The organism is Faecalibacterium sp. AF28-13AC (assembly GCF_003478405.1).
GTDB classification, from domain to species: Bacteria; Bacillota; Clostridia; order Oscillospirales; family Ruminococcaceae; genus Faecalibacterium; species Faecalibacterium prausnitzii_E.
This window is the reverse complement of the sequence record NZ_QUFG01000003.1, coordinates 94,282-115,159: the sequence shown is the minus strand read 5'-3', so window position 1 is coordinate 115,159 and position 20,878 is coordinate 94,282. Positions and strand designations below refer to the sequence as shown.

The following is a 20,878-nucleotide window of genomic DNA, read 5'->3' as shown; positions in this document are numbered from 1 at the left end:
TCGATGGAGGGTGTCTTGCATCGGCCTGAAAAATCCGATATACTGAACCCAGAGAGTATATCGAATTTTTTGGGAAAAGGAGAGAATGGTATGGAACATCTTTATGAAAAGGCACTGGAAAGTGCGGAATATATCAAGACGCACACGAAAAAGCGCCCGGAATGCGGTGGCACGTGCCATGTACAAAAAACACGGTTATACGGAAATTGGAATTGTCCCGACGGTGTTCAATGGCATTGAGGACGTCCAACTGGTGCTTCTGGAAAAATATCTTGGGAAATGAGGATGGAAAGAGTAACGAACCATACCCCCGCCCGGAGGATGTGCTGCGGGAGTTCTTGAAGCAGAACTGAATTTTGCACGCATGTGTACAAAAAAACAAAATGATACGATATAAGGAAATATTTTGATATGACAAAAGTGCTTTTTATCTGCCATGGCAGGATTTGCCGGACATGAAAAAACGCTTGTAAATCAAGCGCTTTCTGTGTTTCAACCTCAGTTTTACCAATGATTTACCAATATTTCTGGAGAGTTAGGCTTGCAGTATAGTTGATTAAATGTATTAAAAGAGTCGTTTTAGACCAACAAAAAGAGGCATCGGATGCGATCCGATGCCTCTTGCTCAATACTATTCTATTTATCTGCGTCCGAGAAGTTTGCGGAGACTCTGGGTTTCTACAATTCTGTAGTTGGAAAGCCAAAGCTGCTTATCCTTACCGGCCAGCTGAGGGTTAGTATAGGTCTCAAAGGTGTTCTGAACAATGGATGTGCCGACTTCGTTCCAGATGTCAATTGGATTGAACAGCCAGGAAACAGCTCCCGTTGCCTCATCAAATTTCAGCAGACTACGGAAAGCACCAAAAATGGGGTAGATATAGCCACTGGAAACAGAATACTTTGTGGGAGTGGCGAGAAACTCCGTTTTTGTCGGAGTGTCAAGAGATTCGATGCCTCTCACGCTTCCAAAACGCGGATTTGCAACGCCCTGCGCCTTCTTATAATCCCTATACTTTTCAGGAAGTTCGCGTTCGATAACATCATAAAGCTCTACCAGTAGAGGAATTTGCCCGGTCAAAGACTTATAAAAAGGAGATTCAAATGCCTGCTTATAGCGCTTAAATACCTGTGTTTTACCGGAATAGCTCTGTACCGGGGCCGCATTGTCATCAGGATATTTGTCGATATCAAAGGCGTAGAGCAAGCGGAGCAGTTCCGAAACGTGAATAGGTTTATCCTCATTATCTTTGTAAGCAATCAGATCTGCATATGCCTGACCTGCAATGGAGGCTTTAATATCGTCGAACTTGTCGTCGAGATTGAATAGTGCCATATCAGAAACCTGAACCGACGTGTTGCGAGCATCGGAGAGGCGCGTGATATTCTGCACATTGGTGATGACTTCAACACGAACAAATTTGCGAATGTCTTCAGGAATTTCGTCGCGCTTACGCATGATGGCGGTATAGGTGTGGCCGCCGTCAAGAATGCCGTAAAGGGACTTGTCGTTTTCGTCATTCTGATCACCAATGTCAATGGTTACTTCCGAATCAGTGCTATTAAAGGTTAGCGTTTTGGCGGCGATGACGATACCGCGGTTGTTGATATAGAAATCAGTTTCCGGCTCCACTACAGCAGTGAGCAAGCTACGAGCCACATTGGTTGTCATCTTTGGTTCACGCGGATTGACATCGAGAGGAATATTAGAGGGAAGCTCCTTCATATCCACCAGCAGATAATAAATGGTTTCGAAGGTGCTTTCATCTTTGTCTCCCTTACGATAAGGGGATGCGAGGGTACGAAGAGCCTCAACTTTAAACTTTAAATTTGCCATTTTATGGCCTCCTTATATTTTCTTCTCGAGGGCTGTTGCCCTGAGAACAATTTTAGTATATCATATACTCAAAAATAAACAATGCACCATGGTGCATAATGGAGAGATATATGGCTGAAAAAGCAAGACAGAGTGAAGCTCTAACAAAAATAGGAAAAATGTTTGAGCAGAAACGAAAGTCATTAGGAAAACAGTACAAAAGCCGTGAACAATTTATCTATAATAGAAGTGACGAATTGTTCGGCTCAGAAGATTGGATTTCGCTTCGACACCTTTGCAATATAGAACACGGAAAGAATTGGATTAGTATAGAAAAACTAATTATGCTTGCCGATGCTTTGGAAGAAAATCCTGTCGATTTGTTTGCTGAAATAGTTAAAATATATCGAAGTTCTAAAAATTGACTGACTTTTGTGCAGATACTGGCGCAACTTGGATATGATATTGAGCTTACCTACATACAGAAATAGGCCGGTTCGCAAAAAATACAAACTTTATTATAGAAATATCACGAAAGGATTATTTGATATGGACAAAGAAACGATCATCATTGCATCTGAAGATGTGGAAATAATTGATGCATCTGAATATAAAGAAGAACTATCGGAACATTTTGGGCGAGTTCCAGAGGTGGCGAAACATCTGCTCAAAGGAGCAAAGACAGTTTTTTCCCAAATAGAGAAGTCATTATATACTGCACCGGCCTTTATTAACGCCGTTAAAGCGGCAGTGCCGGATGTGACATTGCAGGCGATGCTGACAGATGAGCAGAAGCAGCAGATTGCAAAAGGAGCCCTTAAGTTAATGACGAAAAAAGATGGCTCGCTCATGGCAAACCTTATTAGCCCTGAGACAAAGAAAATTGTGGCTACCCACAACCGCCCTGAGGGCATCAAAGGCGCGTAGGCCACGGCGGCAGCGATTTTTCTGGCCCGTACCGGCCACAGCAAGCCGGAAATCAAACAGTATGTGGAGCAGACCTTCGGTTATGACCTGAACCGTACCTGCGATGAAATTCGGCCGACCTATCATCATGTGGAGACCTGTCAGGAAACTGTGCCGGAAGCAATCATTGCTTTTCTGGAAAGCGTCAGTTTTGAGGATGCACTTCGCAATGCAGTTTCTCTGGGCGGCGACAGCGACACCCTTGCCTGCATCACCGGCGGCATTGCCGAAGCTTTTTACGGGATGCCGCAGGAACTGCGGGACGAGACTCTGAAACGTCTGCCGGAGGATATCCGGGAAGCATATGAACTGTTGTGCTTTATGATTGCTAAGATGATATAAAATGCGATGATACGACTAAATTTTGAAAAGATTGCATAGGATTTTATAAAAGTATTATTCTTTTGTGAATTTTAGCACTCTTCTGTTGACACTGCTAATGAACGGCGCTATAACAGTGGCGTGCTCAGGAGGAAGGGCAAAAGGAGAGCCGCTAGGCTCCCCGGAAAGCCCTTCTGAATGGACGCTTCAGATTTTTTGCCCCGACCCGAACGCCGGGATTGGAGGAATGATTTATGCTTATGCCGACTGTTTTCCATGAAAACCTGTTCGATGATTTCTTCGATCCGTTCTGGAATGACGCTGCACTGGAACGTGCTATGAACCGTGAGGCTCGTGGCGCCTTTGGTAAGCGCGGTGCAAACATGATGAAGACCGATGTCAAACAGACGGACAACGGCTACGAGATGGCCGTTGACCTGCCGGGCTGCAAGAAGGAAGACGTTCAGATGGATCTGAACGACGGCTACCTGACCATTCAGGCAGTGCGCAGCCACAGCAATGACGAAAAGGACAAAGAGGGCCGCTATCTGCGGCGCGAATCCTTCTCCGGCACCTGCGCGCGCAGTTTCTACGTGGGCGATGTGAAGAAGGAGGACATCCACGCAAAGTTCGAGGATGGTGTCCTGCACGTCGAGCTGCCTGCTCCTCAGCAGACGAAGGCTTTGCCTGAGAACCCGAACCTGATCGAGATCGAGTAAAACGCCGGTCGTGTGAGCCAAAGCACAACGCACATAAGATGCCCCCGGAGAGCCGCAACAAGCTCTCCGGGGGCATTTTTGTTTCGCTATCTTTTCCGCAAGGGAAAATCATGGTATACTGAGAACAGCAACTCGGAATTTATGGAGGTACTTCACTATGGAATACAAACGCTTTGGCGGTAAGCTCCTTGTCCGCATCGACAAAGATGAGGAAATCGGTGAAACAAATTTGATTTTAGGGGGACAAAGATGAGTGATGTAAAAGGAAAGACCGGCGCAGTCCTGAGGGAGACGGCAGTCCTGACCGGGGCGGTGGCGATCATTGCGGCGGGCGTTTTCTTTTTTCTGGTGCCGAGCCATACATCCGTCAGCAGCATTTCCGGCCTTGGCATCGTGCTGTCCAATTTTGTGCCGCTGCCCTTGTCGGTCATTACGATGATCCTGAACGTCGTGCTTCTCATCATCGGGTTCTTTACCTGCGGCAGAGAATTTGGCGCAAAGACCGTATACACCAGTGTGCTGCTGCCGGTGTTTCTGGGGCTGTTTGAAAAGCTGTTCCCGGAGTTCGGCTCGATGACCGGCAGTCAGGAGCTGGACGTGCTGTGCTATATTCTGGTGGTCAGCATCGGGCTGAGTATTTTGTTCAACCGCAATGCATCCTCCGGCGGGCTGGATATCGTGGCAAAGATCATGAACAAGTACCTGCACATGGAATTGGGAAAAGCCATGTCTCTGTCGGGAATGTGTGTGGCGCTTTCCGCGGCCCTGGTCTACGATAAAAAGACCGTGGTGCTGAGTATCCTCGGTACTTACTTCAACGGCATCGTGCTGGACCATTTCATCTTTGATAGCAGCATCAAACGCCGCGTCTGCATCATCACTGAAAAAGAGGAGGCGCTGCGTCAGTTCATCCTCCATGACCTGCACAGCGGTGCGACCATGTACGAGGCCATCGGTGCATACAATCTGGAAAAGCACAACGAGATCATTACCATCGTGGACAAGAGCGAATATCAGAAGCTGATGAACTTTATCAACCGGGAAGACCCCAAGGCTTTTGTTACCATTTACAATGTGTCCAGCATGCAGTATCAGCCCAAGATCTGATCGGCGGAGAGCTGCCGCAAAGGGCGGGCCTTTTGCGGCTTGCTCTTTGCCATAGCTGCGTGGTATACTCAAGTCCGGAAATATCAAAGCGCATGGAGGTAAAAAGCATGCTGACCTATACCTATGTTTCAGAGGGGACGTTTGCCCTGATGGAAAAACCAAAGCCGGTGCTGCAGCACGAGCGGGACGCCATTGTAAAGGTGACCCTTGCCAGCATCTGCTCCAGCGATCTGCACATCAAGCACGGCAGCGTGCCCCGGGCGGTGCCCGGCATCACGGTAGGGCACGAGATGGTGGGCATCGTAGAAGAAGTGGGCAGTGCGGTGACCAATGTGAAACCCGGCGACCGGGTGACGGTGAACGTGGAGACCTTCTGCGGAGAGTGCTTTTTCTGCAAAAAAGGCTTTGTGAACAACTGCACCGATCAAAACGGCGGCTGGGCGCTGGGCTGCCGCATCGACGGCGGGCAGGCCGAGTATGTCCGGGTGCCCTTTGCGGATCAGGGACTGAACAAGATCCCGGACGGCGTTACCGATCGGCAGGCGCTGCTGGTGGGCGATGTGCTGGCCACCGGCTTTTGGGCGGCACGCATCTCGGAAATCACCCCCGAGGATACCGTGCTGATCCTCGGTGCAGGGCCGACCGGCATCTGCACGCTGCTGTGCGTCATGCTGCACAGCCCCAAGCGCATCATCGTCTGTGAAAAGGACGCAAGCCGCCTGCAGTTCATCCGTCGGCACTACCCGCAGGTGCTCACCGTGCAGCCGGAGGACTGCGCCGCCTTTGTGCGTGCCCACAGCGACCACGACGGGGCCGATGTGGTGCTGGAGGTGGCAGGGGCAGACTCCACCTTCCGGCTGGCATGGGAGTGTGCACGGCCCAACGCCGTTGTGACGGTGGTGGCGCTGTACGATAAGGCACAGACCCTGCCGCTGCCGGAAATGTACGGCAAAAACCTCACCTTTAAGACCGGCGGCGTGGACGGCTGCGATTGTGAAGAAACGCTGCGTCTCATCGCAGAAGGCAAGATCGATACCGAACCGCTCATCACCCACACCTACCCCCTGCGCCGGATCGCAGAGGGCTACGAGCTGTTTGAAAAGAAACGGGACGGCGTGATCAAGGTGGCAGTGGAGTGCTGACGGTCTGCGCTAAGTCACACACGCACATAAGGTGGCCCCGGAGAGCTGTAACAAGCCCTCCGGGGCCATTTTTGTTTCCCGACATCTTTTCCGCAGCGGCAAGGCGTGGTAGAATAAGGGCAGAACCAATCCACAGGTGAGAAAATCGAACTTCAGAGAGAGGAGATGTTTCTATGCAGTCTGATGAGCTGAAACGCCGGATCTCGGCAGGCAGAGGAGATGCTTTGGCTGATCTGGTTTTGAAAAATGCCAGAATTGTCAATGTGTTTACCGATGAGATCGACACCGCTGATATTGCCATCAGCGGAAATTCGATCGTGGGCGTGGGTGCGTATCACGGCCGGAAAGAAGTTGATCTGCACGGCAAATATGTCTGTCCCGGTCTGATCGATGGGCATATCCACATCGAAAGCTCAATGCTCTGTGGTCCGGCTTTCGAGCAGGCAGTGCTGCCCCACGGTACCACTGCGGTGGTCACAGACCCACACGAGATCTCGAACGTTGCGGGGCTGGAAGGCTTGGATTTCATGCTGGAAACGACAAAAAATTTGACCCTTTCGGTTTATTTCATGCTGCCCTCCTGTGTGCCGGCCACGGATCTGGATGAATCCGGCGCGGTGCTGAACGCAGAACAGCTCCGGCCTTACTACGGCGATCCCCGTGTGCTGGGGCTTGCAGAGCTGATGAATGCCTATGGGACGGTGCGCTGTGATCCGAAGATTCTGCAGAAGATCCGCGACTGCACCGAAGCGGGAAAGATCGTGGATGGCCATGCACCGCTCTTGAGCGATAAGGACCTGAATGCTTATATTGCGGCAGGCGTTCAGTCCGATCACGAGTGCTCCAACATCGAGGAAGCCATGGAAAAACTCCGGCGCGGACAATACATCATGATCCGGGAAGGAACGGCTGCCAAAAATATGGAGGCCCTGATGCCGCTGTTCCGGGAGCCCTATTGCAGCCGCTGTATGCTGGTGACGGATGATAAGCACCCCGGTGACCTGCTGGACAGCGGCCACATCGATTCCAACATCCGTAAAGCGATCCGGCTGGGCGCAGACCCGGCAGTGGCCGTCAAAATGGCAACGCTGGTCCCGGCACAGTATTTTGGGTTCAAGCAGCGCGGTGCCGTAGCATCGGGGTACCGGGCAGATCTGGTTGTGGTTCCTGATCTGGAATCCTTTACGGTCGAACAGGTTTACAAGAACGGCACGCTGGTGGCCGAGCACGGAAAAACGCTGAAACCCGCACCGCTTGACATCGACCGTGTGAGATTTTCCCACGTTATGGATTCCTTTGATCTGGATGAGATCACACTGCAGGACCTGGAACTTCGGGAAAGCGGGGAGCAGGAGCGTGTCATCTGCCTGAACCGGGGCGAGCTGCTTACGGAGGAAAAAATCATCCAGTTCCAACGGCATCCGGGCAAAGCTCCCGGTGTGGACCCGGAACACAACATCGTAAAACTGGCCGTTTTTGAGCGGCATCATCACTCCGGCCATGTGGGCATTGGCTTTTTAGGAAACTTCAGCCTGAAATGCGGAGCCGTTGCATCGAGCATCGCACATGATTCCCATAACCTGATTGTGGCAGGGGACAACGATACCGATATGATGCTGGCCGGCAACACTGTGCGGAAAAACAAAGGCGGACTTGCGTTTGTGGCAAGATGGACGGGTCGTGGCAGAACTTGCGCTCCCGGTGGCCGGATTGATGAGCACCGAAAGCGCAGAGAGCGTTGCGGCGAAAATGCAGGCGCTGAACGATGCCCTCAAGGCACATGGTGTAGCGGAAGACATCGGCATTTTTATGACCCTCGCCTTCGTCAGCCTTCCGGTCATCCCAAAACTCAGACTGAATACATACGGCATCATCGATGTAGCGCAGCAGAAAGTCGTTCCGGCTGTTTTTTAATAGGCGATAACAAAAATACTGCCGGAGACCGACCCGAATGGTCCGTCTCCGGCAACAGAACAGTTCGTTCCTACTCTTAGAAGCGAGCCGCATCAAGAGAAAAATTGACGGAAATTCTTATTTGATAAATTGGAATTTCGGGAGGTAAAGAGCAATGAAAAAAGCTATTATTACGATGATTGTGGTATTTGCATTCGTTATCTGGCCATTTGGTGGTGTATGGCAACTCTTGTCTGGCGTTATCGGCGGTGGAGTCCAAGAGTCCTTTATCTATCCGATTTATGGCGGAATCGTTCTTCTGGCAGGTCTTATCGTTGTTTGTACTGAACTCATTCTGGAAGAAATCAAATCGTTAAAAGACGATATAAAAGATAAAAAAGAAAGATGTTGACAAATTCGCGTTTATCAAGGTGAACATTTAAGTATTAAAAACGGGAGTGAAAACAAATGATGACCATTGCACAGATCATGGAAAAGATGATCGCCTTTTCCGAAGGGAATATCCATGACATCACGCACCTGAGCTGCGTGTGGACCTATGCCAAAACCATTGGTGAGCTGGAGGGGCTGGACGCAGACACGCAGTTTATTCTGGAGGTGGCGGCCATCACCCACGATATCGCCTGCCCGCTCTGCCGCAAAAAGTACGGCAACACCAATGGTAAATATCAGGAGCAGGAGGGTGCCCCGCTGGTGCGGGAGTTCTTGGCGGATACCGGCATGACAGCAGAACAGATCGACCGGGTGGCTTATCTGGTAGGGCACCACCATAGTCCGGCGCAGATCAACGGCATTGACTATCAGATTCTGATTGAGGCAGATTATATCGTCAATGCGTCCGAAAGCGGGTACGACCAGCAGGCAATCCGAACCTTTATGGAACATACGATGAAGATGGCAGCAGGTATCCGGCTGACGAAAACAGTGTTTGGAGTGTAAAAATGATTCAGAAGCATTGCTTTGAATGCGGTACGGCATTGATTGAAAAAGAACTGGAAGAAGAGGGCATTGTGCCTTATTGCCCGAAATGCCAGCAATACCGGTTCCCGATGTACAATGTGGCAGTCAGCATGATTGTTGTGGATGAGGAAACCGGGAAAATTCTGCTCATCCAGCAGTACGGCAAGCCCTCTTATATTCTGGTGGCTGGATATGTGAATCGCGGTGAGGCAGAAGAACACGCCGTGGTGCGGGAAGTCCGGGAAGAAACCGGGTTGGAAGTAGAGCACCTCCGGTTCAACCGTACCAAGTTTTTTGAGCCGTCTAACACGCTGATGTGCAACTTTACCGCTTTCGTCAGAACCGCAAAGGCGCTGCATATCAACCACGAAGTGGACCGCTGCAAGTGGTTCACCCCACAGGAAGCCAGAGAAAACATCCGTCCCAACAGCCTTGCAGCGGAATTTTTGAATGCGTATCTGGACGAAGTGGGGAATAAGCCGATGGAGATGTGATTCGTGGCTGTGCCACGGGAATTTTGACGGAAAGTATGGAAAAAAGTTGGTTCGGCCTGTTTCGGTTGACTTTTTTATAAAGAATCGGTATATTGATACTATGTAGTATCAATAAGTATCAACTGCGAGGTGGACAGAATGGATGGGGCACAGTTTGCCAAAATGCTTTCAGATAAGCATTTGTTTGAACTCAATCGGATGGAATACAAGTACTCGACTGTCAGCGTCAAAGAATTTGCCGAATTGCTGCGGCAAAACTTTGCGCAGCCTCTGCCGTTGACTGATTTTTCTGGAAATAAGCTGTTTTACCTGCCGAACCTCGCGCAAATTTCAACAAATGGTATGAAGCAGTTGCTCTCTGTCCCTGTCAGTGGACAAAACTTCGGTTTGTCGGCGATGACCGAGGAAATTTATGCGACTTTTCAAATTGAAAGTATCCGCTCGACCCGCAGCAGTATCCGTTATATCCTCGATGGTTATGCCCCTCGTGATGAACAAGAAGCCCGCATCTATGGTATGAAGCGCGGACTGGAGTTTATCGTGAATCGTCAGAATAGGATCACCGAGGAGAATCTGCATCACCTATATCAGATCAGCACAGGGGATTATCTCCCGGATGAAGATCGATTACTGCCAAACCACTTTTATCGGCATGGCGAGGTTTTTATTGTGGGCGGTGAAGAACCCAGACCGGGACTTCCGGCAGAGCGGCTTCCCGGTGCCATGAAATGTCTTGTCGATTTTGCGAATGCCAATGACGGCATCAATGAGCTGCATAAGGCTGCCATTCTGCACTTTGCCTTTGCGTACTACCACCCCTATTTTGACGGGAATGGACGCACTACACGGCTATTCCACCTCTGGTATCTTGTTCAGCAGGGCTATCCTGCGGCACTGTTCACGCCGTTTTCCCGATACATCGCTGAAAACAAGGGCGTATATTACAAAGCCTACGAACGCGTGGAGAGAAATGCTCTGATTTCCGGCTATACGGATGTGACTCCCTTTCTGTTCTACTTCTGCAATGAGGTCTATAACCGCCTGCAGGTGGATGCAGTCCCGCCGAAAACTGATCTTGAGGTATATCAAACTGCTCTTGCGGAAGGAAAAATCACAGAAAAAGAACGGCTGCTCTGGGAGCATGTTCTGTCTGCTTATGGTGCAGAGGAGTTTACCACAAAGCAGCTGGAAAAGGATTTCCGAAACGCTGCGTATGCAACCATTCGGACGTTTGTGATGAAATTCCATGAGATGGGGCTGCTTACTGCAAGAAAAGCAGGAAACAGGGTGTTCTATCATGTCGGTGGGACTTCTGACGGTCGGCCATTATAATGAATCCAAAAGGAGTACGTTATGAAAACGATTCGTGTTGTGGCCGCTGTGATTTGCGACTCCATGCAGGAAAAGCGCAAAATCTACGCTACCGCCCGCGGTTATGGTGACTACAAGGGTCAATGGGAGTTTCCGGGCGGCAAAATCGAGCCGGGTGAAACCCCGCAGCAGGCTCTGAAGCGGGAAATTGAAGAAGAACTGGACACGGAAATCGCCGTGGAGGATTTAATTGGTACAATCGAGTACGAGTATCCGGCGTTTCATCTTTCCATGGACTGCTTCTGGTGTGAAGTGGTTTCCGGCGATCTTGTTCTGAAAGAAGCGGAAGCTGCGCGGTGGCTGACGAAGGAGGAGTTTGATTCCGTTCCGTGGCTTCCGGCGGATCGGACCATTTTGGATGTTATCAGAAGTTCAATGCAGCCAGTGAAACCACTCCATACCAGCGAATATGACAACGAACCTCTGCAGAGATGCTGAGTGTTTACGGCATGAAGGATGAACTGCGCCGTCCCATGATGCTGCTGGTGAAAGCCGCTACGGGAACAGCAATGGTATCAGACGATCACTACAGCGAAACAAGGTGGGCAGAGCATAAAAAGTTGGTGTGCAGAGAATTCTCCTTTATCATCATGCCTGCCGCATAAGAGCGGCAAAAATTTTTCTGACAGGTTCAGTATAATCCTTAAAGTTGACTTCAGGTCAAGAGCTTTTTTGAATTTATAACAGTCGTGTCGAAAGACATCCCGTCTGAGGGCAAAGCGAAGGTTTTGCTTTTCAGGCGGGATTTTTTTGCTTTTTGGGACTGTTGTATACAATACATGGACTAAGAGGGTGGGTGACTTGGACTACGAGTCCATAAACTTTTGCTCGAAAGTACGATACACTATTGTCACGGCAGCGGCCCACCTCCGAAAGGGAGCGGGAGCCGCAGCCGGGCGGACCTTGAAAATTGAATATGCAGCTTCAGGTACTTCCAGATAATGATACTTCCGTAATTCGCGGCCCGGTCATAAAGAAGACGGGGTGGCCGAGAGGCCAATGGAGTGGTGCAAATCCAACGCCTGATTGTTTCCCTTTCTCAGGGGTGCCGGGGGCAAATTAAGAGAAACCATACAAAACCTTTTCCAAACGCCGTTCGAGGGTAACCACGGACGGCGTTTTTATATATCAGCGAAAAGGAGTACGCAAATGAACCGCAAGACCACAAAAAAGGTGGATGAATCCACCCTGACAACTTTGTGCGCCGTCTGCCGAGGGGCATTTTTGGACGCAAAGGGCGTCCGGCTCCGCAGAGCCGACCCCAGGCAGCTCGTCAAGGATGTCTGCACGTATTGCCAGACACGATATGGGTTTGACTACTACGTTCAGCCCGTTGTCCGTAAATCGAAAATGACCGGAAAGGAGAACCGACGTGAAACTGAGCCAGCTTAAAATTGACCCGGAGTTCCAAAGCAAAATTCCGCCGCTGCAGTTTGAGGAAGAACAGCAGCTTGAGCAGAACATCATTGCCGAGGGTCGTCTTCTGAATCCCATCATCACATGGAATGGCTACATTCTGGATGGGCACACCCGCTACCGCATCCTGAAAAAGCACGGCTTTATCAAGTTTGAAGTGGAAGAAATCCAGCTTGCGAACAAGTACGAAGCGCTTGCATGGATCTGCAAAAATCAGCTTGGCCGCAGAAATCTCAGCCCAGAACGAAAGAAGTTTCTTCTGGGCAAGGAGTATGAATCAAACAAGCTGGCAGTGGGCGGGCAGCCCGGAAATTGCAATAAAGTAAATCGATGTGATCAAAATGATCACATCGATTCAGAAAAACGCACTTGCGAACGAATCGCCGTAGAACATGGTGTTGGGTCTGCGACGGTACGACGTGCCGAAAAGTATTCACGAGGCATTGATGCTGCGGAAGAAGCGGTGCCCGGTGCGCAGGAAGAGATCCTGACCGGGCATATCAAGGCGACGGATGAACAAATCGTAGCGCTTGCTTCAATTCCAAAGGAAGAACGCCCGGCAATTCTTGAGGAACTCAAGAAGAAAAAGAGTGACCGTGATGATACGGTCCTCGAACGTCTGAAGCCGAGCAAGCCACCACCGAAGCCAAAGTCTGCACCGCAGAAGAAAAAGCCAACGGCAACGGAAAACAACACGACGTCGCAGGCAGAACAGCCGGAAACGCCGGTACAGGAAACGATCACCGAGTCCCCGCCGGAAGAGGAAATTGAGCCGACCAGCAATGCGCCACCAAGTTTTCTTCAGAGCATACAGGGTCATAAACGGCACTTGTCCGAAGAAGACAAGGCCCGACTGCAGGCCTCGGTGGATGCCCGTTACCAGGATAAAGCAGCAGCAACCGGCTCCATCATGCTGTGCGAACTGCAGGGAGCAACGGAAGAGTTTATCTTTCGGTGGAATGTTATTTTCCAGGAACACCCGGATGTTCTGACCGATAAAACCTGTCGAAAAACCATTTTTGAACTGCTTGACCGGATGACAAACTATCTGAAAACCATAAAGGAGGAAAAGTTATGATGAATTCCAATCTGAACCTGAACACTTTGCCTGAATGCAAGTTTGCCTATCAGATGGTAAACAGTGCACTACTGATCCCGTGTATTGAATATCAGCGTATGCTGCGGATGGAGAAGGTTTCGCAGATCGCGGAAAACTTCTCGGAGTACATCGCGAACGAGCCGAAGGTCAGCTACCGGGATGGGCGCTTCTATGTTTTTGATGGGCAGAACACGGTGGAAGCCCGTCGAACCTGCAACGGTGGCAAGGATGTGACGATTCGCTGCAAAGTCTTTTACGGCCTTACCAAAGAAGACGAAGCAACGCTGTTTGCGATTCAGACCGGCAATGCTACATGCCTGACGGCGGGCGAACGCCTTCGTGCAAATCTGGTGGCCGAAAACCCGGATGCACTTTACTTTGTGGGGATCACGTCGAATGCCGGTGCGGAATTTGCCTATGACGGCATCCGGGCACCCTGGAAAATCTACTGCATCGGAACGGCATACGAGCTGTACAAGCAGTATGGCTGTGAGCGCTACGTCGAGATGCTTCACATCATCAACGAGGCGTGGAAGGGCAATGTGGATTCCTACCTTGCCGGTGTAATCCGGGGTGTGGCCCGCTTCATCTCCGTATACGAGGGCGAGTACAGCCGGGAGCGGCTGGTGCAGCAGCTGGCAAGGACACACCCGAAAACCATCACGTAGCTGGCTCAGAAAGACACCGGAAGTTCTGCAAACCGCCACATGCGGCAGATTCTTCGTATCTATAACGGTGCCAGCCGTGAGATGAGTCTGCCGCTGAAAAACTGACAGTTTCGTTTTACCTCCTGAACAACAGCCGTCGTGGTATCCGTCTGCGGCGGCTGTTTCTTACATAAAAAGGAGGTTGATTTTTATGTTACCGAACAATTGGAGATATCTCAGAGGAGACATCTACTATGCAGACATGGAGCCGCATATCGGCTCGGAACAGGGCGGGAAACGCCCTGTGGTAGTTCTGCAGAACAACATTGGAAACCGTCATTCGCCTACATTGATCGTTGCAACTGTTACTACCCGGACGGAAAAGAAGAAAAACCAGCCCACCCATGTGCTGGTGGATTCTAACCCGGCCTTTGAAGAACCGTCCATGATTCTTCTGGAGCAGATCTTCACGATCGATAAATCCCGCATCGAATGCTTTATGGGCTATGCCAGCAAGGCTGAAATGCTCCGCATTGATATGGCTTTGCTGGTCAGTCTGGCTCTGAACGTTCTGAGCGGAAACCGCAGCGAATAGCGGACAACCAGTAACCCGTAAAAATGAGGTGATAGCGATGTAATCGGAGGTGAGTGAGCCATGCGAAAGAGTGCCCCCATTGAAGTGGTGGTACATTACCCCAAAACGAAAGAGGGATGGGACGAACTCGGAAAACGGGTCGCAACCGCCCACGCCAACTATGTGATCGAAAAAATCGACCGTCTGAACTGCCCCACATGGCAGAAGCTCGAATTGCTGCAGGCGGTGATCGATACTACCAAAGGAACCTACAAACCCAAAGAACACCAAAAGCCCGGCTGGCAGCCGAGCCGATAAACAAAGCCCCACGCTCAACATATGCTTTTCTGCTCTGACCAGAGACGGTCAGATTCAGAGGCAGTGTTGAGCGTGGGGCTTTTTGTGTTACATAAGTTTTTGGAATTTTGCTGACAAAAAAAAATCATTGATTGTTGGCGGCCAATATGGTATTCTTTTTGTAATGGAAGGTGAAGTGCATGAATCGTCGCAGCGTGAAAATTATGAGAAGAAAAGCAGGGGGAACAGCAGGAAAGAATGCAGAAAAGTATTCGGTCAATCTCCCGGCAGTGTGGCTTCGTGCGATGGGAATCCAGAAAGATAACCGGGTAGAACTTTCTTTTGACGGTGAAAAAATCACCGTCCGACCGCTTGCATCAACAGACTCGGAACTGTTCCGCAGAAATGCAGAACAGAAAGGACATCAGCTGAAAGAATATCGGTATTATGACGGAGATACGTTGTGTACCGTGATTTTGGCAGATTTTACAGCGGAGCAGATCTGCATCGAAAACAAAGTTGACGAAATACTGGATACTGCGTTTGGTGTGAACGAAACGCCCTCATGGGAAGACTTCCTGGCCTTTCTGGCAGACCGATGCATTCCGAAAACACGAAAGGGCTTGGATTACTATCTGGATGCTGTTGGCGTTCCGGAATATGACCCGGTTCTGCTTGTTGAAAAGACGCAGGGAAGAATGGCGGAGGATAACAAATGGCTGGAAATTATTTGATGCTGCATACCAACGACAGGGTTGTGGTGACGACTTCGCGCGGAAATCAGGAAAAATGGTTTGATACGGAGAAAAATCTCTGGTATAAGGCAGACGGTGGCTGCTTTGAGGCACTGGCTGAAGCCGTTTCCAGTGAAGTTCTGCGCAATTTCACGAATGCGGCTCGGCTGCCGGGAATCTCCGTGGCAATTACTGGGTCGATACGGCTGAGGTTCATGGCTTGAAACGAGTGGTTTCGGTACGATCCTTGATAAATATCTGTGCTATTACCCGAAACAATTCCACTTTTTGCTGAAAGAGCGTATCGAAACCGTCCTGATGGAGCAGCAGAAAAAGCTTTTTGAAAAGTAAAAGCTCTTGCGTCCCGTGAAAAAAGAAGGTAATATAAATACAGAGCAAGACACAGAACGCAGGGAGGGATGAAAACCATGTTTTACGAGATCATGCACCGGGAAAGCTGTGTGGCACAACTCAGCACGACAGGGGAATGCAGGGTCTGCATCGAGGATTTCATGCCCTATGATCTGGTTCTGGTGGAATCGGATGATTTTGACGAGCGCATCAATAATGTAACGAACTTTTACTATTGGTGCGCCTCCCGGATGTTGACGTTGGATCGCACCTACGCCAAGGAAATCCTGAACAGTATCGGTGCATCTCAGAGTGTTACGGACAGGGAACGAGCACAGATTGCATTATCCTACCATTGTCTGTCTTTGCTGGATGTGTTCTGGGTGAAAGAAGAAAACGAGAAGATTCGATTCGAGGATATCAACCTTTTTGCACACTCCTTAAGCAATGCGCTTGTGGATATTGCGCTGCGGGGGCACCAAATGACGGTGACAAACGCCCATCTTCTGGCAAATGACCTGTCTACGGGCGGCTTGTACCCCAAGGCGTGGGTGCGAAAAGAGGATGGCTTCTATCTTTACAAGGATGGTGGCAGGGAAGCGGTGGAACGTGAAGTGCTGGCAAGCAAAATCTGCCGGTGTTTTGACTGCCATCAGGTACTGTATGAGCAGGGAATGTTTGAAAATGAGCTGATTTCTATCAGCAAAATCATGACATCTCAGCGATACAGTCTTGTGACCTATGCAGCCTATGACGTCTACTGCACGAACCATGATTGGAACACGCTGGATAAGATCTTAGAGCTGGATGCTCCCGGCTACTATATGATGAACATTCTGGATTATCTGGTGGGCAATACTGACCGTCATTGGGAAAATTGGGGTCTGCTGGTAGACAACGAAACCAATCAGCCCATCCGTCTGCATGACCTGATGGACTTCAACCGGGCGTTTCAGCAGTACGACACGCCAGAAGGCGCGAACTGTCTGACCGTGGGAAAACGCCATCTGAGCCAAAAAGATGCTGCAGTGGAAGCGGTGCGGAACATCGGACTGAACCAAGTCCGTCAGGTGGAGCACACCGTATTCTCCAAGCATCCGGCATGGAAAGCAACGTTTGAAGAACGACTGCGTGTTTTACGGAACGCCATGTAAGTCAGAGCGAATATCAGAATAATTGAAACAGAATGATTCCATAACGAAAGCCCGTCTGCGCTGCCACATATCGTGGCTTGCAGATGAGCTTTTTCGTTTGGCCGGAGAAAAATTACCATACCTCACATGCGAAGCATAGATGGAAAATCGGGCCTTAAAGATTTCGAAGGTATTCTTCAACGTTTTGGTATTGGATGCCGTTCAGGATCTGATCTTCACCACGGTAGAGAACAAATTTTCCGGTGATGGGACCATAGCGATGTTCTGTTTGGGCACATTTTTCAGAGTCGATCAAATGGCGGTATTGGAATGGGGCGATTTCCATACTGTGCTTGATCTCAAAAATCTGGCAGGAACCGGCGGCAGGATCGAACACCACCATATCAAATTCACCAATAGGAAACTGAAGTACAAAAACTTCCTTTCCGGGGGTTGCTATCTTGGTTTCCAAAAGAACAATGTCTTCCAGCATTCGTCCTTTGATCTCAGTGAGAATACGCTCTTGTACGGCAGTGCGTTCCGGCAGGGAAAGGGCACTGAAGGTTTCATCCAGAAGAAGACTGTGAATCAGTGCGGATGCCTGAGCGTAACGGAGACCGGGTTGAGCGATAACGGTTCGAGTGGACTTCGTATTTACCTTTGGAAGATGACGGATATCAATATCCCGTGTGAGATCCAATAGGTCCAGATATTCTTTGATTTCTGCTGCATGGTCTTCATCCAAAACCACAGTTTGTTCTGATTTGTTGAGAATTTCCAGAAGATCCCGTAAACGGTCTGTTACCGCAGAAAGATCAATGTGGTCGAGGATGTCTATAGGATTGCTGCGGTCCCGGCGAAGGTTGTTTGCGGAAACACCGAGATCATGAGATTTGAAATCCTGTGTTAATACCTCCAGCGTAAAGCGGTGATTGATATCTTTGACAACGCGATTGATGGCACTGGTTAACTCATTTTTATCGTATAGGTCGCGTAAATTTCGGAAATGGTCTTCATATTGATAGCAGCGCAAAGAGTGTTGAATGTTATGCGCGATGGCTGTGTCTACATATTCATCGGCGCGTTCTTTGCTGGCAAATGTGGAGCTCTCATTATAATGAACACCGCCAAGGCTCATTGTACCGCCATAACGGATGTATTCATCAATGCCGTGAATCCCCAGAACGGATTCAAATTCGCGGTAGGGAATAAAGGTAGTGTGCAGAAGAATACAACGGTCATAAAGCTGTTCGTCCTCGGTAAACAGAAAGCCGAGAGAGTCTGTGCCTGAAAGTACAATTCTCATGCCGCTTGCTGCAAAAATATCAGAAAACAGTGCAGCACCCTCGATGAAATCGTCCAGCAGGGTGACTTCATCCAGGAATACATATTGAAAGCCCTGCGATTCCAAAACCTTTAAGTCGGTATTTAAGGCAGCAAGCGTATCCTGAGCAGTGATTTGGATGAATGCAGACTTCATCAAGTCTGTATCATTCATTTCGGCGAGGGCTTGCCGAATCATAGTTGTTTTTCCGGTTCTGCGCAAACCATAGAGAATAAAAACTTTGTCCTGTGCTTCACCGTATAGAAAATTATGCAACTGTTGAAAACACTCTCGTTTTTTGTATCGTTTGACAGAAGCAGAGAATGTGCGCAGAGCGGCACCAATGCGGACATTTGTGGTAAAAGCAGCAACGTGAGTCGGTGCTGCCTTCGGCAACATCTTTTTCAGTGCCTTCAGCTCCTGCTCTAACTCTTTTCGCTGCTCAATCTGTGCGCGAAAAGAATCTAACACTTCAGCGGGGATGTACTTTTCATGGCGCTTCTTATTTTCTGTCCAGCGATGATAATAATATTCGCGCCCGGTTACAGTTTTCTTTACAATCGAACCGGGAGGAAGCATGGCGATTTTTTGCGCCAACTCGTTCATGTGAACCTGCAATTCGCTCTGTTCCATAAGGTGCCTCCTATTCTGTTGAAATAGCGTCTATAAGTATTATACCCCTTTATACCCTTTTACACAAGGGTATAAAGGGGTATAATGAAAAATTCTTTTGACCGGAGAAAAATTACCATACCTCACATGCGAAGCATAGAAAGAAAATCGGGCCCAAGATTTTCGGCCAGAAGCCGGAAACACTTTTGGCTGATGGTTTTCTGTCCGGTCTCCCAGCAGCGAATACTTGTCCTGCCTACCTTGGCATGGTCGGCAAGCTGCTGACGGTTCCAGCCTTTTGTCTCCCGGTATCTGCGGAGGAAGTCTCCTCTGCCCCGGTGCAGAAACAGGGTGTAGTCGTCCAGAATATCCTCCACCGGGATGCCGTAAAGGGCGGCGAGCTTGTCCGCAAGTTCGGGCGTGAAGCTGCGGTGAAATGCGCCGCTTTCCAGATCCCGATAGAGCCATTCCTCCATGCCCACCATGGCAGCAACCTCTTTTTGCAGCAGGTCAAGACCATAGCGGCACCAACGCAGACGGTCCCATGGGTTCGGGATGTCGGCGTAAGAGTGGTACATACGGTAGAACGCCTGCGCCTCTACGGTGGTGCGGGGGCCTGCCAAAGTTACCTGCAAGATGTATAGAGGGGTTAGACCATGACCCTCACATGACACCCTCTGAAGCAGAAAAAAGGAACCGCTCTCTCGGCTCCAAAAAATCCATTTTGACGTAGATGCGTCATTGCGTGAAAGAGATGGATTCTCTTTTCCATCTGAAAGTGCGCTGGGGAGAGGATAGCAAATGAGCTTCGGATGCACTTCCGGAGGGAGCGGAAAAGCGGGACCACCGTGTCGTTGCAGGAAACGCTGGAGGCGGGCAAGGACGACACGGCACTGACCCTCTCGGACGTGCTGCAGGACGGCTTCTGCATGGAGGACAGCTGTGAGCAGCAGGACGAGGCCCGGCGGCTGCGGCAGCTCATCGAAGGGCTGCCGGCGCGGGAACGGAAGCTGATCCTGCTGCGGTACGGGTTGGCGGGTCAGCCGCCGCTGACCCAACTGGAAACGGCACAGCTGCTCCAGATCAGCAGAAGTTATGTCTCAAGGCTCAAGACCCACGCACTGGATCAGTTGCGCAAAGGCTGGCTTCAAGAATCACCGGGAGAATAAAGGAACGGCAGATGGAATATATCCTGTGAACCGGGTGGCTTATCTGGTGGGGCACCACCATAGACCGGAGCAGATCAACGGCATCGACTACCAGATTTTGATTGAGGCAGATTATATCGTCAATGCATCCGAAAACGGGTACAGCCAGCAGGCGATCCGATCTTTTATGGAACATACCATGAAAACAGTGTTTGGAGTATAACAGAGAAGTTTGCCGCAAAACGCGAAAAAAAGATTCCATAAGCAAGTGACCTGAAAAGGACACCACCAAGAAAACCCAGACCCGATAAGCGAATACCGTCGAGGACTCTTCCCATTGTGGAGGTGTCCTCGGCGGCTTTTTTGTATATAGGGCAGCAATTCTTGACCGTTTTTTGTGAAGGTGATAAGTTACGAGATGGAGCACAGCTTTCTCCGCAATAATCTCGATTGAAAACAACGGCACATATAAAGCAAAAAAGGAATATTCTTACTTGTCAATTTGCTGTAGAAAATCACCTGAGTTTGGGTAAAATTGACAAAGTCAAAAAGAACCCCCGTTTCTATCTTGACACTCCACAAAGAATATGGTATTGTAATCTAGCATAAAATAAATTGTTATTCAAGTGCTTAATTTGTTTGTGCCTTACAAAAAGAAAAATGTACGTGAGCAGCGTCGTTGGATTGTTACCGTTTGGCGGGCTAGACCAACTCTGCATAGCACAAGCCGAAAGCG

Annotated in this window: 25 protein-coding genes and 2 pseudogenes; 24 read left to right on the top strand and 3 right to left on the bottom strand. The window is 49.6% G+C overall.

Features of this window, described 5'->3' with window-relative positions; all coding sequences use genetic code 11:
- Positions 1-85 precede the first annotated feature (85 nt).
- Positions 86-283, top strand: coding sequence for a hypothetical protein (locus tag DWY95_RS05000; protein ID WP_187116959.1), 198 nt, complete (start codon positions 86-88; stop codon positions 281-283).
- Between the two features lie 357 nt (positions 284-640).
- Here DWY95_RS05000 and DWY95_RS04995 read toward each other — a convergent pair whose 3' ends face one another.
- Positions 641-1,834 carry an AIPR family protein gene (locus tag DWY95_RS04995; RefSeq protein ID WP_118552621.1) on the bottom strand — a complete coding sequence of 398 codons (1,194 nt, stop codon included), beginning with the start codon at positions 1,832-1,834 and terminating at the stop codon, positions 641-643.
- A gap of 110 nt (positions 1,835-1,944) precedes the next feature.
- On the opposite strand from DWY95_RS04995, the gene DWY95_RS04990 reads away from it, so the two are divergent.
- From DWY95_RS04990 to DWY95_RS04900, 21 genes and pseudogenes are all read left to right on the top strand, one after another.
- A complete protein-coding gene (locus DWY95_RS04990; RefSeq protein WP_118552620.1) occupies positions 1,945-2,238 on the top strand; it encodes an XRE family transcriptional regulator in 294 nt (97 codons plus the stop codon).
- Positions 2,239-2,701: 463 nt separating this feature from the next.
- Positions 2,702-3,121: pseudogene (locus DWY95_RS17585) on the top strand (ADP-ribosylglycohydrolase family protein); the annotation flags it as partial.
- A gap of 233 nt (positions 3,122-3,354) precedes the next feature.
- Positions 3,355-3,819 carry an Hsp20/alpha crystallin family protein gene (locus DWY95_RS04980; protein WP_118552619.1) on the top strand — a complete coding sequence of 155 codons (465 nt, stop codon included), beginning with the start codon at positions 3,355-3,357 and terminating at the stop codon, positions 3,817-3,819.
- A 249-nt stretch (positions 3,820-4,068) separates the two neighbouring features.
- Positions 4,069-4,926 carry a YitT family protein gene (locus tag DWY95_RS04975; protein WP_118552618.1) on the top strand — a complete coding sequence of 286 codons (858 nt, stop codon included), beginning with the start codon at positions 4,069-4,071 and terminating at the stop codon, positions 4,924-4,926.
- 107 nt (positions 4,927-5,033) lie between these two features.
- Positions 5,034-6,068 carry an alcohol dehydrogenase gene (locus DWY95_RS04970; RefSeq protein ID WP_097782528.1) on the top strand — a complete coding sequence of 345 codons (1,035 nt, stop codon included), beginning with the start codon at positions 5,034-5,036 and terminating at the stop codon, positions 6,066-6,068.
- A gap of 173 nt (positions 6,069-6,241) precedes the next feature.
- Positions 6,242-7,675, top strand: a pseudogene (gene ade, locus DWY95_RS04965) (adenine deaminase); the annotation flags it as partial.
- A 106-nt stretch (positions 7,676-7,781) separates the two neighbouring features.
- Positions 7,782-7,982, top strand: coding sequence for an adenine deaminase C-terminal domain-containing protein (locus DWY95_RS17580; protein WP_337995362.1), 201 nt, complete (start codon positions 7,782-7,784; stop codon positions 7,980-7,982).
- A 154-nt stretch (positions 7,983-8,136) separates the two neighbouring features.
- Positions 8,137-8,373 (top strand): hypothetical protein, encoded by a 237-nt coding sequence (locus DWY95_RS04960; protein ID WP_118552617.1) that lies wholly within the window; start codon positions 8,137-8,139, stop codon positions 8,371-8,373.
- 56 nt (positions 8,374-8,429) lie between these two features.
- Positions 8,430-8,921, top strand: a complete 492-nt coding sequence (locus DWY95_RS04955) for an HD domain-containing protein (RefSeq protein ID WP_118552616.1) — start codon at positions 8,430-8,432, stop codon at positions 8,919-8,921.
- Between the two features lie 2 nt (positions 8,922-8,923).
- Positions 8,924-9,436: an NUDIX domain-containing protein gene (locus tag DWY95_RS04950; protein WP_005922551.1), complete on the top strand. Its 513-nt coding sequence runs from the start codon at positions 8,924-8,926 to the stop codon at positions 9,434-9,436.
- A 138-nt stretch (positions 9,437-9,574) separates the two neighbouring features.
- Complete coding sequence (locus DWY95_RS04945) at positions 9,575-10,768, top strand: Fic family protein (protein ID WP_118552615.1); 1,194 nt, start codon at positions 9,575-9,577, stop codon at positions 10,766-10,768.
- 21 nt (positions 10,769-10,789) lie between these two features.
- Positions 10,790-11,245: a (deoxy)nucleoside triphosphate pyrophosphohydrolase gene (locus DWY95_RS04940; protein WP_118552614.1), complete on the top strand. Its 456-nt coding sequence runs from the start codon at positions 10,790-10,792 to the stop codon at positions 11,243-11,245.
- An 11-nt stretch (positions 11,246-11,256) separates the two neighbouring features.
- Positions 11,257-11,412, top strand: coding sequence for a hypothetical protein (locus DWY95_RS16965; RefSeq protein WP_158577518.1), 156 nt, complete (start codon positions 11,257-11,259; stop codon positions 11,410-11,412).
- Positions 11,413-11,956: 544 nt separating this feature from the next.
- Positions 11,957-12,199 (top strand): hypothetical protein, encoded by a 243-nt coding sequence (locus DWY95_RS04935; RefSeq protein WP_118552613.1) that lies wholly within the window; start codon positions 11,957-11,959, stop codon positions 12,197-12,199.
- Entirely contained in the window at positions 12,180-13,301 is a 1,122-nt protein-coding gene (locus DWY95_RS04930; RefSeq protein ID WP_118552612.1) for a hypothetical protein, read from the top strand. Before DWY95_RS04935 ends, DWY95_RS04930 begins: the two co-directional genes overlap by 20 nt.
- Positions 13,298-13,990, top strand: coding sequence for a DUF6551 family protein (locus DWY95_RS04925; protein ID WP_243082586.1), 693 nt, complete (start codon positions 13,298-13,300; stop codon positions 13,988-13,990). The genes DWY95_RS04930 and DWY95_RS04925 overlap by 4 nt, the downstream gene beginning before the upstream one ends.
- 190 nt (positions 13,991-14,180) lie before the next feature.
- On the top strand, positions 14,181-14,564 hold the full coding sequence (locus DWY95_RS04920; protein ID WP_118552611.1) for a type II toxin-antitoxin system PemK/MazF family toxin: 384 nt from the start codon (positions 14,181-14,183) through the stop codon (positions 14,562-14,564).
- A gap of 60 nt (positions 14,565-14,624) precedes the next feature.
- Positions 14,625-14,861, top strand: coding sequence for a hypothetical protein (locus tag DWY95_RS04915; RefSeq protein ID WP_005922522.1), 237 nt, complete (start codon positions 14,625-14,627; stop codon positions 14,859-14,861).
- 179 nt (positions 14,862-15,040) lie between these two features.
- Positions 15,041-15,574 (top strand): AbrB/MazE/SpoVT family DNA-binding domain-containing protein, encoded by a 534-nt coding sequence (locus tag DWY95_RS04910; protein ID WP_118552610.1) that lies wholly within the window; start codon positions 15,041-15,043, stop codon positions 15,572-15,574.
- Entirely contained in the window at positions 15,556-15,798 is a 243-nt protein-coding gene (locus DWY95_RS04905; RefSeq protein ID WP_147365919.1) for a hypothetical protein, read from the top strand. The genes DWY95_RS04910 and DWY95_RS04905 overlap by 19 nt, the downstream gene beginning before the upstream one ends.
- 204 nt (positions 15,799-16,002) lie before the next feature.
- Positions 16,003-17,079 carry a hypothetical protein gene (locus tag DWY95_RS04900; RefSeq protein WP_337995356.1) on the top strand — a complete coding sequence of 359 codons (1,077 nt, stop codon included), beginning with the start codon at positions 16,003-16,005 and terminating at the stop codon, positions 17,077-17,079.
- Between the two features lie 154 nt (positions 17,080-17,233).
- On the opposite strand, the gene DWY95_RS04895 is transcribed toward DWY95_RS04900, so the two are convergent.
- Positions 17,234-19,015, bottom strand: a complete 1,782-nt coding sequence (locus tag DWY95_RS04895; RefSeq protein WP_118552607.1) for an AAA family ATPase — start codon at positions 19,013-19,015, stop codon at positions 17,234-17,236.
- Positions 19,016-19,137: 122 nt separating this feature from the next.
- Entirely contained in the window at positions 19,138-19,617 is a 480-nt protein-coding gene (locus DWY95_RS04890; RefSeq protein ID WP_243082585.1) for a helix-turn-helix transcriptional regulator, read from the bottom strand.
- A gap of 225 nt (positions 19,618-19,842) precedes the next feature.
- Here DWY95_RS04890 and DWY95_RS04880 point away from each other — a divergent pair, with 225 nt between their 5' ends.
- Positions 19,843-20,163 carry a sigma-70 family RNA polymerase sigma factor gene (locus DWY95_RS04880; RefSeq protein ID WP_243082584.1) on the top strand — a complete coding sequence of 107 codons (321 nt, stop codon included), beginning with the start codon at positions 19,843-19,845 and terminating at the stop codon, positions 20,161-20,163.
- A gap of 25 nt (positions 20,164-20,188) precedes the next feature.
- Positions 20,189-20,365, top strand: a complete 177-nt coding sequence (locus DWY95_RS04875) for a hypothetical protein (protein WP_243082583.1) — start codon at positions 20,189-20,191, stop codon at positions 20,363-20,365.
- Positions 20,366-20,878 lie beyond the last annotated feature (513 nt).

Excerpts from the sequence above, each read along its gene's own strand:
- DWY95_RS04970 (WP_097782528.1), top strand. The coding sequence starts at position 5,034 with ATGCTGACCTATACCTATGTTTCAGAGGGGACGTTTGCCCTGATGGAA.
- DWY95_RS04980 (WP_118552619.1), top strand. The coding sequence starts at position 3,355 with ATGCTTATGCCGACTGTTTTCCATGAAAACCTGTTCGATGATTTCTTC.
- DWY95_RS04995 (WP_118552621.1), bottom strand. The coding sequence starts at position 1,834 with ATGGCAAATTTAAAGTTTAAAGTTGAGGCTCTTCGTACCCTCGCATCC.
- DWY95_RS04960 (WP_118552617.1), top strand. The coding sequence starts at position 8,137 with ATGAAAAAAGCTATTATTACGATGATTGTGGTATTTGCATTCGTTATC.
- DWY95_RS05000 (WP_187116959.1), top strand. The coding sequence starts at position 86 with ATGGTATGGAACATCTTTATGAAAAGGCACTGGAAAGTGCGGAATATA.
- DWY95_RS04955 (WP_118552616.1), top strand. The coding sequence starts at position 8,430 with ATGATGACCATTGCACAGATCATGGAAAAGATGATCGCCTTTTCCGAA.
- DWY95_RS04940 (WP_118552614.1), top strand. The coding sequence starts at position 10,790 with ATGAAAACGATTCGTGTTGTGGCCGCTGTGATTTGCGACTCCATGCAG.
- DWY95_RS04925 (WP_243082586.1), top strand. The coding sequence starts at position 13,298 with ATGATGAATTCCAATCTGAACCTGAACACTTTGCCTGAATGCAAGTTT.
- DWY95_RS17580 (WP_337995362.1), top strand. The coding sequence starts at position 7,782 with ATGAGCACCGAAAGCGCAGAGAGCGTTGCGGCGAAAATGCAGGCGCTG.
- DWY95_RS16965 (WP_158577518.1), top strand. The coding sequence starts at position 11,257 with ATGAAGGATGAACTGCGCCGTCCCATGATGCTGCTGGTGAAAGCCGCT.
- DWY95_RS04935 (WP_118552613.1), top strand. The coding sequence starts at position 11,957 with ATGAACCGCAAGACCACAAAAAAGGTGGATGAATCCACCCTGACAACT.
- DWY95_RS04900 (WP_337995356.1), top strand. The coding sequence starts at position 16,003 with ATGTTTTACGAGATCATGCACCGGGAAAGCTGTGTGGCACAACTCAGC.
- DWY95_RS04920 (WP_118552611.1), top strand. The coding sequence starts at position 14,181 with ATGTTACCGAACAATTGGAGATATCTCAGAGGAGACATCTACTATGCA.
- DWY95_RS04895 (WP_118552607.1), bottom strand. The coding sequence starts at position 19,015 with ATGGAACAGAGCGAATTGCAGGTTCACATGAACGAGTTGGCGCAAAAA.
- DWY95_RS04950 (WP_005922551.1), top strand. The coding sequence starts at position 8,924 with ATGATTCAGAAGCATTGCTTTGAATGCGGTACGGCATTGATTGAAAAA.
- DWY95_RS04990 (WP_118552620.1), top strand. The coding sequence starts at position 1,945 with ATGGCTGAAAAAGCAAGACAGAGTGAAGCTCTAACAAAAATAGGAAAA.
- DWY95_RS04945 (WP_118552615.1), top strand. The coding sequence starts at position 9,575 with ATGGATGGGGCACAGTTTGCCAAAATGCTTTCAGATAAGCATTTGTTT.
- DWY95_RS04975 (WP_118552618.1), top strand. The coding sequence starts at position 4,069 with ATGAGTGATGTAAAAGGAAAGACCGGCGCAGTCCTGAGGGAGACGGCA.
- DWY95_RS04905 (WP_147365919.1), top strand. The coding sequence starts at position 15,556 with ATGGCTGGAAATTATTTGATGCTGCATACCAACGACAGGGTTGTGGTG.
- DWY95_RS04915 (WP_005922522.1), top strand. The coding sequence starts at position 14,625 with ATGCGAAAGAGTGCCCCCATTGAAGTGGTGGTACATTACCCCAAAACG.
- DWY95_RS04910 (WP_118552610.1), top strand. The coding sequence starts at position 15,041 with ATGAATCGTCGCAGCGTGAAAATTATGAGAAGAAAAGCAGGGGGAACA.